Origin of the sequence: Variovorax xiamenensis, assembly GCF_050916385.1 — a bacterium.
Classification (GTDB): domain Bacteria; phylum Pseudomonadota; class Gammaproteobacteria; order Burkholderiales; family Burkholderiaceae_C; genus Variovorax.
Window position 1 is genome coordinate 629,110 of the sequence record NZ_CP139038.1, and the last position, 13,146, is coordinate 642,255.

13 protein-coding genes are annotated in these 13,146 nt (G+C 70.8%); 11 read left to right on the forward strand and 2 right to left on the reverse strand.

Annotation, left to right across the window (positions count from 1 at the left end; genetic code table 11):
- The first annotated feature begins 51 nt into the window (after window positions 1-51).
- The 7 genes from SFB74_RS02735 to SFB74_RS02765 all read left to right on the forward strand — a co-directional run bounded on the left by SFB74_RS02735 (window position 52) and on the right by SFB74_RS02765 (window position 8,017).
- A complete protein-coding gene (locus tag SFB74_RS02735) occupies window positions 52-1,461 on the forward strand; it encodes an aspartate aminotransferase family protein (RefSeq protein WP_432729136.1) in 1,410 nt (469 codons plus the stop codon).
- On the forward strand, window positions 1,458-3,797 hold the full coding sequence (locus SFB74_RS02740) for a N,N-dimethylformamidase beta subunit family domain-containing protein (RefSeq protein WP_432729137.1): 2,340 nt from the start codon (window positions 1,458-1,460) through the stop codon (window positions 3,795-3,797). Before SFB74_RS02735 ends, SFB74_RS02740 begins: the two co-directional genes overlap by 4 nt.
- A complete protein-coding gene (locus tag SFB74_RS02745) occupies window positions 3,794-5,092 on the forward strand; it encodes an MFS transporter (protein ID WP_432729138.1) in 1,299 nt (432 codons plus the stop codon). Before SFB74_RS02740 ends, SFB74_RS02745 begins: the two co-directional genes overlap by 4 nt.
- Window positions 5,093-5,172: 80 nt before the next feature.
- Window positions 5,173-6,009 carry an isocitrate lyase/PEP mutase family protein gene (locus tag SFB74_RS02750; protein ID WP_432729139.1) on the forward strand — a complete coding sequence of 279 codons (837 nt, stop codon included), beginning with the start codon at window positions 5,173-5,175 and terminating at the stop codon, window positions 6,007-6,009.
- Between the two features lie 42 nt (window positions 6,010-6,051).
- Window positions 6,052-6,798: an energy-coupling factor ABC transporter ATP-binding protein gene (locus tag SFB74_RS02755; RefSeq protein WP_432729140.1), complete on the forward strand. Its 747-nt coding sequence runs from the start codon at window positions 6,052-6,054 to the stop codon at window positions 6,796-6,798.
- On the forward strand, window positions 6,791-7,384 hold the full coding sequence (locus tag SFB74_RS02760) for an energy-coupling factor transporter transmembrane component T family protein (RefSeq protein ID WP_432729141.1): 594 nt from the start codon (window positions 6,791-6,793) through the stop codon (window positions 7,382-7,384). The genes SFB74_RS02755 and SFB74_RS02760 overlap by 8 nt, the downstream gene beginning before the upstream one ends.
- 39 nt (window positions 7,385-7,423) lie before the next feature.
- On the forward strand, window positions 7,424-8,017 hold the full coding sequence (locus SFB74_RS02765) for a biotin transporter BioY (protein ID WP_432729142.1): 594 nt from the start codon (window positions 7,424-7,426) through the stop codon (window positions 8,015-8,017).
- A 10-nt stretch (window positions 8,018-8,027) separates the two neighbouring features.
- Here SFB74_RS02765 and SFB74_RS02770 read toward each other — a convergent pair whose 3' ends face one another.
- Entirely contained in the window at window positions 8,028-8,516 is a 489-nt protein-coding gene (locus tag SFB74_RS02770; protein ID WP_432729143.1) for a DUF6314 family protein, read from the reverse strand.
- A 189-nt stretch (window positions 8,517-8,705) separates the two neighbouring features.
- Between SFB74_RS02770 and SFB74_RS02775 the strand changes: the two genes are divergently transcribed.
- Window positions 8,706-9,086, forward strand: coding sequence for a helicase SNF2 (locus SFB74_RS02775; RefSeq protein WP_432729145.1), 381 nt, complete (start codon window positions 8,706-8,708; stop codon window positions 9,084-9,086).
- 85 nt (window positions 9,087-9,171) lie between these two features.
- On the opposite strand, the gene SFB74_RS02780 is transcribed toward SFB74_RS02775, so the two are convergent.
- Window positions 9,172-9,828 carry a hypothetical protein gene (locus SFB74_RS02780; protein WP_432729146.1) on the reverse strand — a complete coding sequence of 219 codons (657 nt, stop codon included), beginning with the start codon at window positions 9,826-9,828 and terminating at the stop codon, window positions 9,172-9,174.
- 265 nt (window positions 9,829-10,093) lie between these two features.
- Here SFB74_RS02780 and SFB74_RS02785 point away from each other — a divergent pair, with 265 nt between their 5' ends.
- The 3 genes from SFB74_RS02785 to SFB74_RS02795 are packed head-to-tail and all read left to right on the forward strand — an operon-like array spanning window position 10,094 to window position 13,114.
- Window positions 10,094-10,699 (forward strand): DUF6891 domain-containing protein, encoded by a 606-nt coding sequence (locus SFB74_RS02785; RefSeq protein ID WP_432729147.1) that lies wholly within the window; start codon window positions 10,094-10,096, stop codon window positions 10,697-10,699.
- Window positions 10,696-12,504: a VanW family protein gene (locus tag SFB74_RS02790; RefSeq protein ID WP_432729148.1), complete on the forward strand. Its 1,809-nt coding sequence runs from the start codon at window positions 10,696-10,698 to the stop codon at window positions 12,502-12,504. Before SFB74_RS02785 ends, SFB74_RS02790 begins: the two co-directional genes overlap by 4 nt.
- Before the next feature lie 13 nt (window positions 12,505-12,517).
- Entirely contained in the window at window positions 12,518-13,114 is a 597-nt protein-coding gene (locus SFB74_RS02795; RefSeq protein ID WP_432729149.1) for a hypothetical protein, read from the forward strand.
- Window positions 13,115-13,146 lie beyond the last annotated feature (32 nt).

Below are 13,146 nucleotides of genomic sequence, written 5' to 3' on the forward strand. Positions count from 1 at the left end.
TCTGCCTATCGTCGTGGCCGTTCAAGACCTGCGATGAATGGATATTTCCCGATGAGCGCCTCGATCGAAGACACCCCCCGCACCGTGGGAGACACGCCCAAGGGCGGTTCCGTGCTCGGCTTCTATGCCGCCAAGGGCACGCCGCGGCCGCCGCGCATCGCGCACGGCGAAGGCATCTACCTGTGGGACACGGGCTGCCGCCGCTTCCTCGACGCGACGGCCGGTGCGGTGGTCGCGAACATCGGCCACGGCAATCCGCGCGTGCTGGCGGCCATGCAGGAGCAGGCGGCGCGCGTGACCTTCGCCTACCCGCGCTTCTTCGAGAGTGAGCAGAGCATCGAGCTGGCCGACCGCGTCTGCGCGCTGGCGGGCGAGGGCTTCGACCGAGCCTTCTTCGTCTCGGGCGGCTCGGAGGCCAACGAGTCGGCGATCAAGCTGGCGCGGCAGTACGCGGTGGTCACGGGCCAGCCGCGCCGCGTCAAGGTGATCTCGCGCAACCCGAGCTACCACGGCTCCACGCTGGGCGCGCTGGCGGTGACGGGCGATGCGCACACCCAGTCGATCTACGGGCCGATGGTGCGCGAGATGCCGAAGGTGAGCGCGCCGCTGTCGTACCGCGTGCCCGCCGGCCACACCGCCGAGAGCCACGCGCTGGCCTGCGCCGACGAGCTGGAGACCACCATCGTGCGCGAGGGCGCCGACACGGTGCTGGCCTTCATCATGGAGCCGATCGGCGGGCTGTCGACCGGCGCGGCGGTGGCGCCCGCCGTGTACTTCGAGCGCGTGCGCCAGATCTGCGATCGCCACGGCGTGCTGCTGATCTATGACGAGATCATGAGCGGCGCGGGCCGCACCGGCGCCTTCCTCGCGGCTCACCACTGGGCCGGCGCGCGGCCCGACCTGGTCACGCTGGCCAAGGGGCTGGCGGCGGGCTACACGCCGCTGGGCGCGCTGCTGGCGCCCGACCGCATCGTCGACGCGGTCGCGGGCAGCGGCGGCTTCGTGCACGGCCACACCTACTTCACGAACCCGCTGTCGTGCGCGGTGGCGAACGCGGTGCTCGGCGAAGTCATCCGGCAAGACCTGGTGAACCGCGCGCGCGACATGGGCGAACTGTTGATGGCGCGCCTGCGCGAAGTGGCGGCGCGCTCGCCCATCGTGGGCGACGTGCGCGGCAAGGGCCTCTTCACCGCCATCGAGATCGTGGCCGACAAGGCGACGAAGCGGCAGCTGCCGGCAAGCTTCAACGCGCCGGCGCGGCTCACCGAGCACGGGCTGAAGCACGGTATCGCGCTGTACAACCGGCGCGCCAACCTGGGCGCCTTCGGCGACTTCCAGATGATCACGCCGCCGCTGACCATCACGCCGGCCGAGATCGACGAACTCGCCGACCTGCTCGAACGTTCGCTGCACGGCCTGGCCGACGAGATCGCGGCCAAGGGCCTGGCCACCGCGGCATGACGATGCAACAGCAGAAGATTCTTCCGCCCCACCGCAGCCTGCAAGTGCCCGGCGTGCACGGCTACACCGACCGCAAGAGCGTGGCCGCCGGCGAGGTCGTGCGCTTCCATCTCAGCAGCGACGTGCCCTACACGCTCTCCGTGTGCCGGCTCGGCCCCGACACCGAGGGCCGCACGGCCGACACGGTGCTGCACGCCTTCGAGCCTTCGCCCGCGCGCGTGCATCCGATCCACCCGGGCTCCTATGTGCTGGTGGAGCGCGGCCTCGGCCATCCGTTGCGCGCGCTCACGCTGGAGTGCTGGGTGCAGGTGTGGAGCGTGGGCGCGCGCCAGAGCGTGATCGGGCAGTTCGACCTGCCCGCCGCCTGCGGCTACGGCCTCTTCGTCGACGAGGCGGGCCGCGCTGTGTTTCATCTGGGCGACGGCGGCGCCTTCCGTCCGGAAGGCGAGCTCGCGGGCGGCTCGCTGGTGCCGAAGCGCTGGCATCACATCGTCGCCACCTGGGACGGGCGCGAGACGGTGCTGTGGATCGATGGCGAGGCCGTCGCGCGCGGCCGCTTCGACGGCCTGGTGCAGCCGGGCAGGGCACCTCTGCGCCTTGGCGGCAGCGGCATCGACGGCCTGGCGGACGCGTTCCTCGAAGGCGACATCGTCATGCCGGCGATCTACTCCCATGCGCTGGAGGCCGATGAGGTGAGGGCGCGTTTCGCCGACCGCGGCCTGCGCACGCCGCGCGGCCGCACCGTGCTCGCCTGCTGGCCGTTGCGCGAGGAGCGCGGCGACGTGGTGGCCGATGCCAGCGGCCACCAACGCACCGGCCGCATCGTCAACCACGGCACCTGGATGATCGTCGGCCCGGCCTTCGAACCGGCGCGCGTGAACGAGTTTTCCGACGACGGCTACGACCCGCTGGCCGACCCCACGCGCGGCCACGGCCTGCGCCTGGCGAGCGACGATCTCTACGACTGCCGCTGGCCCGAGAGCCATGCCTTCCGCATTCCGGCGGACGCGAAGTCCGGCGTGTACGTGGGGCGCGTGCGCTTCCTGCTCGAGGGCAGGCCCGCCGAGTACGACATCGCGTTCATCGTGCGCCGCGCCGCGCAGCGCGCTCCCGCGCCGGTGCTGGTGCTGTGCGCCACCAACAGCTGGCTGGCCTACGCCGCCACGCCCTTCGCGAAGAACACCGCGAGCGACCCGGTGTGGCCGCGCCGCTCGGCGGGACTGGAGAACAGCCATCCCGAGGCGCCGGCCTTCTGCAGCTACACCTACCACCGCGGCGGCCAGCCGACCTACCAGGTGGGCCTGCGCATGCCGTGGCCCAACGCCAGCCCCAACGCGCTGTACGACCCCGCCGATGCGGGCTTCAGCCAGTGGACCCGGCTGGAGCGTCGCCTGCACGTGTGGCTCGATCGCTGCGGCTACGACTACGACGTGGTGAGCGATCTCGACCTGCACCGCGACCCGGGCCTGCTGAAGGCCTACGAGACGGTGTTCATCAACGGCCACAGCGAATACTGGTCGCAGCCTGCCTGCGACGGGCTCGACGACTACCTGTCGGACGGCGGCACCGCCATCGTGCTGTCGGGCAACACCATGTACCTGCGCGTGAGCTACGACGAAGACTGCACGGTAATGGAGCAGCGCAAGGTGCGCGGACCGGGCGACGAGGACGGCGCGGAATCCGTGGAGCTGCGCCCGCCCGCCGGCCCCTACGGCGAGCAGTACCACTCGCAGGACTGGGCGCGCGGCGGCCAGTTCAGGCAGGCCGGGCGCTCCTGCGCCGAGCTCATCGGGCTCGAATCGGCGGGCTGGGCCTTCGCCGACGGCGACGACTTCGGCGTGTACCACGCGACGCAGCCGAAGCACTTCCTGTTCACGCAGCCGCACGCGCTGGGCATGACGGAAGGCGCCACCTTCGGCCACGCGCCGGGCGGCGGCCTGCCGCGCGCCATCGGCCACGAGTGGGACCTGAGCGTCGCGACGCTGAACCGCATGACGCGCAGGCTGCCCGCCGGAGAGAGCCTGCCAGAGCCGCAGCGCGGCATCCAGGTCATCGCTGAGGGGCGCAGGCAGCGCCCCGGGCGCCTCGACGCGTACCTCGACTACTACTCGCAGCCGACCGACTCGCTGGACGGGCTCTCGGCCGAGATGATCTATTGGGAGCGCCCGCAAGGCGGCCGCGTGTTCAACGCAGGCGCCGTCGGCGCGAGCTGGGTGCTCGGCGCCGACCCCTGTTTCGAAGGGCTGCTGCGCAACGTGCTGCACCACTTCGGCGTCCGGCCTACGACTGGCGCGGACCTTGCAGTTCAACCACCCCTGGAGCACGCAGCACCATGAGCACAATCGCCCCACGCACGGCAGCCATGTCCGATTCCGCCGAACCATCAGCCACAAGGCAGAGCACGCTGCGGGTCATCACCGCCATCTCCATCGGCAATGCGCTGGAGTGGTTCGAGATCGTGATCTACGGCTTTCTGGCCGTGACCATCTCCAAGCTGTTCTTCCCGGCCGAGAACGACACCGTGTCGCTGCTCATCACGCTTGGCACTTTCGGCGTGACCTTCGTGATGCGCCCGGTCGGCTCGCTGGTGCTGGGCGCGTATGCCGACGCGCGCGGACGCAAGAACGCGCTGACGCTGTCGATGGCGCTGATGCTGTGCGGCACGCTGCTGATCGCGGTGGCACCCACCTTCGCGCAGATCGGGCTGTGGGCGCCGGGGCTCGTGATCCTCGCGCGGCTGCTGCAGGGCTTCGCGGCGGGCGGCGAGTTCGGCAGCGCCACCGCGCTGCTGGCCGAGCAGGACCCGCGCCGGCGCGGCTTCTTCTCGAGCTGGCAGTTCGCGAGCCAGGGCATCACCACCTTCCTGGCAGCGGGCTTCGGCATGGGGCTCAACGCGCTGCTCACGCCCGAGCAGCTGCTGTCGTGGGGCTGGCGCATCCCGTTCTTCTTCGGCTTGCTGATCGGCCCGGCGGGCCTGTACATCCGCCGCCACCTCGACGAAGGCGTGGAGTTCAAGCGCGCCGCGCAGGAAGCCACGCCGGTGCGCACCACGCTGGTGGACCAGCGCGGGCGCACGCTGGCGGCGATGGGGCTCATCATCCTCGCGACCATCGTGGCCTACACGGGGCTCTTCATGCCCACCTTCGCGGTGCGCCAGCTGGGCCTGCCGCCTTCGATGGCCTTCGCGGGCACCTTCTGGTTCGGCGTGCTGCAGTTCGCGCTGGTGCCGCTGTTCGGCAGCATGTCGGACCGCGTGGGGCGCATTCCCGTGATGCGTGCCGCGGCGCTGGTCATGCTGGTGATGATCGTGCCGCTGTTCTACCTGCTGGTGAACCATCCCTCGGTGCCGGCGCTGATGCTGGCGCTCACCGCGATGGGCGTGGTGGCTTCCGCCTACTGGGGGCCGATCTCGGCGGCGATGTCGGAGCTGTTCCCGGCGGCCACGCGCGGCACGGGGCTCTCGGTGAGCTACAGCTTCGGCGTGGCGATCTTCGGCGGCTTCGCGCCCTTCATCAGCGCCTGGCTCATCACGGCCACGGGCAGCAAGATCGCGCCGGCGTTCTACGTGGGCTTCGGCGTGGTGGTGAGTCTGATCGCGCTGCGCGCGGCGCGCGGCTACGGCGTGAAATGAAATAGCAGTTTTTTCCAAGCCGGGGTGGCGCGCCGCTCCTAAGCTGCGGCCATTCCTCAACTCCCTTGGAACGGATGGCCATGCGATCGAGCGACGCGCAGCAGAAGACAGAAGATTTCCACCGGCTTCATGCCGGCCCCGGACCGCTGGTCCTGGTGAACGCATGGGACGCCGCCAGCGCCCGCATCGTCGAGCGTGCCGGCGCCACGGCCATCGGCACCACCAGCGCGGGCATGGCCTGGTCGCTGGGCTACGCGGATGGCGAGCGCATGCCCGTCGGCGAACTGATCGCGGCCTGCGCGCGCATCTGTCGCGTGGCGGGCGTGCCGGTGAGCGTCGACATCGAAAGCGGCTTCGGCGAGAGCGTCGCAGCGGTGCGCGAGGTGGCGGCTGCGCTCGTCGACATGGGCGCTGCCGGCATCAACATCGAGGACGGCACCCGCCCCGGCACGCGCGAACTGGCATCGCCCGAGCTGCTGCGCGAGCGCATCGCCGCCATCCGCGAGCTCGATTCGCGCTTCTTCATCAACGCACGCACCGACGTGTACTTCGTGCCCTGGGACGACCCGGCCGCGCGTTTCGAGGAGGCGCTGCGCCGCGCGAAGCTCTACGCAGCGGCGGGCGCGGACGGCATCTTCGTGCCGGGCATGTCCGATCCTGACGAGATCGCGCGACTGTCCGGCGCGCTTGGGCTGCCGCTGAACGTGTACGCGGGCTATGCGGGCGCGCCGACGGCAGATGCCTTCGCGCGGGCCGGCGCGCGGCGCATCAGCCTCGGCTGCGGCCCGCTGCAGTCGGCCCTGGGGCTGGTGAACCGCATCGCCGCCGAGGCCTTCGGGCAGGGCCGCTTCGCAACGATGGGCGAGGGGATGCTGTCGGTCGGGGAGCTCAACGCGCTCTTTCCCGCCCCGGCCTGAGCCCTGCGTCGGCCGGGCGGGTTCGGGTACAGTGGGCGCCCCTTGCCGCAGCCCAGCCCGTCCGAAACCGTCTCTTCGCACAGCATCCGCCTCGATGCGGTGACGCTGGTGCGCGGCAGCCACCAGGTGTTCGAGGGGCTGACGCTGAGCCTGCAGGAGAAGCGCATCGGCCTGGTCGGCGACAACGGCGCGGGCAAGAGCAGCCTGTTCCGCCTCATCAGCGGGCTCGACCAGCCGCAGCAGGGGCGTGTGGTGGTGCATGGCTGCGACACGCAGGCCGACCGCAGGCAGCTGTCGAGGCACGTCGGGCTGATGTTCCAGAACCCCGACGACCAGATCATCTTTCCGACCGTGGCCGAGGAACTGGCCTTCAGCCTCACGGCGCGCGGCGAGACGCGGCAGGCGGCGCGCCAGCAGGCACACGAATTCCTCGCGCGGCGCGGGCTCGAGGCCTGGGCCGGGCGCGCAGTGAGCGAGCTGAGCCAGGGCCAGCGCCAGCAGGTGTGCCTGCTGGCGCTGCAGATCAGCGAGCCCGCCACGCTGCTGCTCGACGAGCCCTTCGCCAGCCTCGACCTGCTGAGCCAGGCACGGCTGGCCGCGCAGCTGGAAGAAAGCGATCACCAGATCCTCGTGTCCACCCACCTGCTCGAGCACGTCTACGACTTCGAGCGCGTGCTGTGGCTCGAGCAGGGCAAGGTGCGCGCCGACGGGCCGGGCCGCGAGATCTGCGAGGCCTATGCCGAGAACGTGCGCGAGCGCGCCGCGCTGGAGCGGAGCCGCCGTGCGTAGCCTCTATTCGGAACAGCCGACCTGGCTGCACGCGATCGCGGCGTGGGTGAAGCTCGCCGTGCTGTCGGTGTGCGGCACGCTGCTGGTGCTGGTCGAGCGGCCCGCGTACCTGGCCGCCGCCTGCGCGATGGTGCTGCTGGTTTTCGCCTCGCTCGGGCAGCCGGCGTGGCGCCGCGTGCGCATGCTGCTCGGCGTGGCGGTCGCGGGCGGGCTGATCGTCGGATTCCACTGGGCGATGGGCACCACCGCGCTCGGCGTGGCGAGCGCGCTGCGCCTGGCGAGTGCGGCCACGCTCGCGCTGATGCTCACGCTCACCACCCGCTTCGAGGACCTGCTGGCGGTGCTCGAGGCCGTGCTGCACCCGCTGCAGCGCCTTGGCGTGCCCACGGAGCGCATCGCGCTCGGCCTTGGCCTGATGCTGCGCTTCGCCGAAAATTTCTATGTGCAGTGGCAGCGCCTCGACGACGCCTACCGCGCCCGCTCCGGCCACGGCGGCGGCCTGCGGCTGCTGGCGCCGCTGACCATCCGCACGCTGCAGACGGCGGAGCGCGTGGCCGATGCGCTGGCCGCGCGGCTCGGGCGCTGATCTTCTTTTTCGTCTTTCATCTTCTCGATTGCCATCGCCATGACCACCACTTCAGGCTCCCTCGCTTCCTCCCGTTCGCTGGCGTACATCGCGCTCTTCGCGGCGCTGATGGCGGTGTTCGGCCTGATCCCCAAGATCGACCTGCCCTTCGGCGTGCCGATCACGCTGCAGTCGCTGGGCGTGATGCTCGCTGGCTGCCTGCTGGGGCCGCGCCGTGGCTTTTTGGCCATCGCGCTGTTCCTGCTGGCGGTGGCGCTCGGGCTGCCGCTGCTGCCGGGCGGCCGTGGCGGCTTGAGCGTGTTCGTGGCGCCGGCCGGCGGCTTCCTGTTCGGCTGGATGTTCGGCGCCTTCGCCTGCGGCCTGCTGATGCGCCTTGCGGCGCGCCGCATCGGTGGCGCCACCGGCCTTCCGCTGCTGGCGGCGGCGTTCCTGTCGGCGCTGGTCGGCGGGATCGGCGTGGTCTACGCCTTCGGCATCGTCGGGCTTTCGTGGATCGCCCACATGTCGCTGTCGCAGGCCGCGCTGGCGATGCTGGTGTTCATTCCGGGCGACCTCATCAAGTGCGGCATCTGCGCGATGCTCGTGCAGACGGTGATGCGCGGCATGCCGGGCTGGCGGCTCGACCGCGACTGAGCGGCTTCCTTCAGCCGGGTCGCCTCAGGACGGTGGCCGACACGTAGTCCTTGCGCGGGCCGTGCACCACGTGGCGGATGGTGAAGGAGCCGTCCGGCAGGAAGCGGTAGCTGCTGTCGTAGGTGTCGGGCGTGCACAGGTGCGTGGCCGAGCCGGCGAGCACGTCACCGTCACCCTTGCCGTCGCGCACGATGGCAATGGCGTGGAAGAGGCGCGGCGGCGTTTCGGAGAAGTGCACCGCGAAGCCGCCGGGCGCGCGCTCGAAGATGTATTCGCGGTGCCCGTCGAACTCCTTGCCGTCGGCCAGGCGGATGCGGCCTTCCTCGCGGTACTTGAGCGTTCCGGCTTCCAGCGGCGTGAAGGTGGCGACGCCGCTCATGGTGGCCTGACCCTCGATGTTGCGCTGCAGGCTCCATTCGCCCGCGAGCCGGTCGAACACGGTGTCGGGGCTGCCCCAGGGGGACAAGGGCGGAGAAGGGGCGGGGGCCGGATCGCTCATGCGGGGGACTCTACGACAGGCGGTGATCTGCCTTCCTGGCGGTTGATTGTTTCCATGGTGTGAACACCGTGGTTCCATTGTCTAAGGGTTTTTACTTAGATGACGGGCGCACAATTCTTCCCATGGACCAGCCCTTCAGCTGATCCAGACCAAGAAACAAGAACCGAACCAATTGAAGGACCAATCCAAATGACCGCCTCGAAGCTCCTCTCCGCCGTTTCCCTCGCCCTGCTGGCCGTTGCCGGCGGTGCCCACGCCGAAACCTATGAAGGCGTGCACCAGCTGACCTCGGCCGCCAGCCGCGCCGAAGTCGCCAGCCAGGCCGTTGTTGCCGCCCACAGCGCCAACCCCTACGCCACCGGTGCCAACGCCGGCCCGGCTCAAGTGATCGTCTCGACGGCCAGCCGCTCCGCCGTTCGCGCCGATGCAGTGGCCGCCGCCCGCAGCGGTGACCCGTATGCCGAAGGCGCTTCGTCGGGCGTGGCCCCGATCGTGGCCAGCTCGGTGGATCGCGCAGCGGTTCGCGCCGCAGCCCGCGCTGCCGCTCACGGCGACGCACTGCCGCTGTAATTCGCTGCAGAGCTGAAGACATAAGGCCGGGCCATGCGGAATGCATGGCCTGGCCTTTTTGCGTCTGGCGTGTGGTGGTGGGGTGTCAGCGATCAGGCAGCCGCCGCAGCGCGGCGGTGAGGATGGGCGTGCCGATGTCGTCCGCCGCGTCGCGCAGTTCGACCGACCACCGCGGGGCATCGAGCCCGGAGTCCGCGCGCAGCTCGCAGGCATAGAGCACCCGGCCGTCGCGTGCTTCCTCGCGCGAGGCGATGGCTTCGCCGCAGCATTCGCTGGCTGCGTCGAGGGTGCGGTGCCGCATCAGCCGCACGGCGATGCGCTGCGGCGCCACCGTGCGTTCGCCTTCCTGCGCGGTGGGCACCGTGGCGCGCAGGCGCAGCTCCAGTGGCTCGCCGGCGCGAAAGCCTTCGCCGCGTTCCAGCGACATGTTCTCCAGCGCCACCCGCACCCGGCGGCGCTCGCGCAGCCTCGTGACGACGGCCATCACCGCCAGCACCGAGAAGACGCCGAAGAACGGCAGCCCCACCAGCATCCAGAGCCAATGCCAGCCGCCGGCCAGCGACCAGCGCATTGCCTGCAGGCCGAACACCGCCATGAACACCAGCACCGCGAGCGCGACCAGCCAGGCGAGCCAGTCGGCGGCCGGCTTCGGCGCGCGCTCCGTGGCCTGCGGCATGCCGGAGGTCCACGCGGTGGGCAACTGATCGTCGATCGGCGGGGCTGGAAGAGGGGGCTGGTGCATGAAGAGCCGCGAGCATAGCCAGTCGCATGGCGGCTTCGCGCCGGTGCCGCCCGCAGGCCGTCCGGCAGAGCCGGCTTCGCCATAAGTCGCATTGCCTTGCCATGACGCATCCTTCATGATGCTGCGGTGCGAAAGGGTGGCTGGAAGGACATCATGCTTTCGCATTACTGCGCCACCGTGGTGCGCCCGGGTGAAAATACGAACACGCTTCCGCCAGGAAAAAAGAAAGCATGACCCGTTGCCGCGAGGCGGCAGCCCAACACGCATGGCCCTTACTCTCGACCCCGAAGACACGCGCGGACGCATCCACGACCTGGTGTGGAGCGGTTTCCATCCCGATGCCGATGTCGAGTGGATGATCACCGACGAGTACCTCGACCCCGACGAGATCACCTACGAGGACCGCGCCTGGGTCAAGGCCGAGGCCGAGAGCGCATGCGCCGCCAAGCGCGCCGCCGAATCCGGGTGGCCCGCGCAGACCGAATACGACAGGCTCGAAGCCGTGTTCGCGCAGCTGCGCAGCGAGAAGATCATCGCCCTGCACCGCGCGGGCAACACGCTTGCCGACGGCCACGACGACGTGCGCGAGCAGTGGCGCGCCGCGGGCCGCATGGACTCGGGCATCCGCGGCTGCTGCTTCTATCACGCGCAGGATCTCGAACGGGCCGTGCGCACCGGCCGCCTGCACCTGGCCTTCAGCGGCGGGATGATTCCCGAGATCGAGCAGCGCGAAGCGAACACCGTGGCCGTGGGCCACCGCATCGTCGAGCTGCTGCGAGCGGCCGGCTTCGGCGCGCAGTGGAGCGGCAGCATCGACGAGCGCATCGAGGCCGACCTCGGCCAGTGGCGCAAGAGAGGCCCCTCCGCGTGAGCGTGCAGGCCTGGCAGCCGCCGCGCCGCATCGACGCGATCGATTTCTGGCTGCGCTCGCGGCTCCTGGCCACGGCCCACGCACTGCGCGAAACGCTGCGGCCCTCGGCCCGGCGATGGAATGCCGGCAGCCACGCACTGGCCGATGCGCCCGTGCTCGCGCAATACCGCTCTCCCCTGTGGACCGATGGCCGCGCGGACGAATTCCCACTCGTCGCCGGCAAGGTGCAGAACCTGCGCGTGGCGCGGCGCGCCTTCGATGCCGTCGAGGTGCCGGCCGGTGAAGTGCTGAGCTTCTGGCGCCAGCTGGGCAGGCCGGGCGCATGGCGCGGCTTCGTGCAGGGCCGCGAGCTGCGCGGCGGCTGCGTGGTGCCTACGCTGGCCGGCGGGCTGTGCCAGCTGTCGAACGCGCTCGCCACCGTGGCTGCGCGCGCGGGCTTCGAGCTGGTGGAGCGGCATGGGCACACCGCGCGCATCGAGCAGGCCGGCGAGCCGGGCACGGATGCCGTCGACGCGACCGTGTTCTGGAACTACATCGATCTCAAGGTGCGCGCCAAGCACGCATGGCGGCTCGAAGTGGAGCTGACCGGCGCGGAACTGGTGCTGCGTATCCGAGGCCGTGGCATGCCTGCGGTGCCTCTCGCGCCCGTCACGGTGCGCCGTGCGAACGACGACGCGAACGCCGCGCTGCCGGTGGCGCGCGGCTGCCTCAGTTGCGACCAGACCGCGTGCTTCCGCCATCGCCCGCAGGTCGATGTCGGCCCGGAAGGGCTCACCGCCGCACTGCTCGACGGATGGACGCCGGAGTTCGCGCGCTACCTGCGGGAAGAGCATCCGCGCGCTCGGCGCATGCAGCCGGTGCCGATGCGGCTCGCGTTCTGGCGTCGGCCCGCAGCGGGCTGGCATCGCGAGCCGGTCGCCGACGGCGTTGCGCCCGCGCTGGCACCGTGGGCCGCGAGCCTGCGGCGCGCGCTGTGGCAGCGGCTGTGGGCACGGCAGGCGGAACGGCGGCAGGCCAGCCTGATCGATGGCCAGCGCTGGCTCGCGCAGGCTTTCGCGGCGCGGCTGAAGCCGGAGCACACGCAGCTGGTGGTCGAACAGTCGTTGTTGCCGCATCTGCAGCGCCTCGGTGCGCTCGACGGCCGACGTGTGATCGTGCTGGCCAGCGCGCTGCCGATGGCCGACATCGAGCAGCGGCTCGACGATGCTTCGCGGCGCTGGCCCGATGACGCCACCTTGCGCGACTTCCGCGCCGATCCGTCGCTGGTGCGTGCCGAGTCGCAGGCGCTTGCGCGCGCGTCGGTCATCGTCACGCCGCATGCCGAGGTGGCGCGGCGGCTGGCGGCGCTTGCTCCGCAGGCGCTGCTGGAGCGGCTCGAATGGGTGCTGCCCCAGTCCAGGACAGCCATTCGCGCCGATGCCCGGGATGCCGGTCTTCCTCTCGTCGTCTTCGCCGCGAGCGCGCTGGCGCGCAAGGGTGCGCGCGAACTCGCGGCGGCGCTGCAAGGCTGGCCGTGCCGGCTGCGCGTGCTGGGCTCGGCTTCGGACGACGCGCGGCTCTGGCAAGGCATCGGCCGCGTCGAGCACATGAACTGGCGAGGCGACTGGCTGGCCGGTGCCGATGTCGTCGTGCTGCCCGCGCACGTCGAGCATGCACCGCGTGCGCTGCTGAGCGCCGTGGCGGCGGGCGTGCCGGTCGTTGCATCGACGGCGTGTGGCCTGGGCGCCCTGGGCGGCGTACGCGAGATCGCGCCCGGCGACGTGGAAGCGCTTCGCGCCGCGCTGCGTGCGGCCTGCGCTGCCTGAACGGAGAACACACTTGGCATCGATAGAACAGGCTCGCGCAGCCCTGGCTCCGCATGGCGCGCTGCAGCCGCAGCTCGCGGCCGACCATTGGCGCGGCGAAATCCCGCTGCCCGAAGCCGTCGCGGTCTTCTACGAGCAGGTCGGGCCGCTCGGCAACTGGATCAACGAGCGCGTGGGCCATGCGGGGCTTACCGTGCCTACCGCTGGCAATCCCTTCAGCATCCCGCCGCTGTCGCGCCTGTGGCAACTGCAGGCCGGCTATCGCTGGCACGGCATCACCGGCGAGCGCCTCGCCGCGTGGCCCGGCCACTGGCTGGTGGTGGCCGACCAGGGCGCCGACCCGTTCATCCTCGACCTGAACACCGGCGCGATACAGTTCGCCCGGCATGGCGCGGGCGCCTGGGAAGAAGACGAACCGCTCTTTGCCGACATCCTGGAGATGGCCGCGTGCCTCGGCACCATCGGCCAGGTCTGGGACGAGGCGGGCGACGACATCTTCACGGACGACTATTCGGTCAACCCGGTGCACCGCGTGCGCCTGGTCGAGCGGCTCACGCCGCTGGTCGGCGCGAACCGGGCCGACGATCTCGCGGATGCCTTCGACTGGTAGAAGGCAAGCCACGGCAGAAGAAAAAACGGGAG

What these genes read in the sequence shown, in the direction of transcription:
- SFB74_RS02735 (WP_432729136.1), top strand. Translation starts at nt 52, where the DNA reads ATGAGCGCCTCGATCGAAGACACCCCCCGCACCGTGGGAGACACGCCC.
- SFB74_RS02740 (WP_432729137.1), top strand. Translation starts at nt 1,458, where the DNA reads ATGACGATGCAACAGCAGAAGATTCTTCCGCCCCACCGCAGCCTGCAA.
- SFB74_RS02745 (WP_432729138.1), top strand. Translation starts at nt 3,794, where the DNA reads ATGAGCACAATCGCCCCACGCACGGCAGCCATGTCCGATTCCGCCGAA.
- SFB74_RS02750 (WP_432729139.1), top strand. Translation starts at nt 5,173, where the DNA reads ATGCGATCGAGCGACGCGCAGCAGAAGACAGAAGATTTCCACCGGCTT.
- SFB74_RS02765 (WP_432729142.1), top strand. Translation starts at nt 7,424, where the DNA reads ATGACCACCACTTCAGGCTCCCTCGCTTCCTCCCGTTCGCTGGCGTAC.
- SFB74_RS02770 (WP_432729143.1), bottom strand. Translation starts at nt 8,516, where the DNA reads ATGAGCGATCCGGCCCCCGCCCCTTCTCCGCCCTTGTCCCCCTGGGGC.
- SFB74_RS02775 (WP_432729145.1), top strand. Translation starts at nt 8,706, where the DNA reads ATGACCGCCTCGAAGCTCCTCTCCGCCGTTTCCCTCGCCCTGCTGGCC.
- SFB74_RS02780 (WP_432729146.1), bottom strand. Translation starts at nt 9,828, where the DNA reads ATGCACCAGCCCCCTCTTCCAGCCCCGCCGATCGACGATCAGTTGCCC.
- SFB74_RS02785 (WP_432729147.1), top strand. Translation starts at nt 10,094, where the DNA reads ATGGCCCTTACTCTCGACCCCGAAGACACGCGCGGACGCATCCACGAC.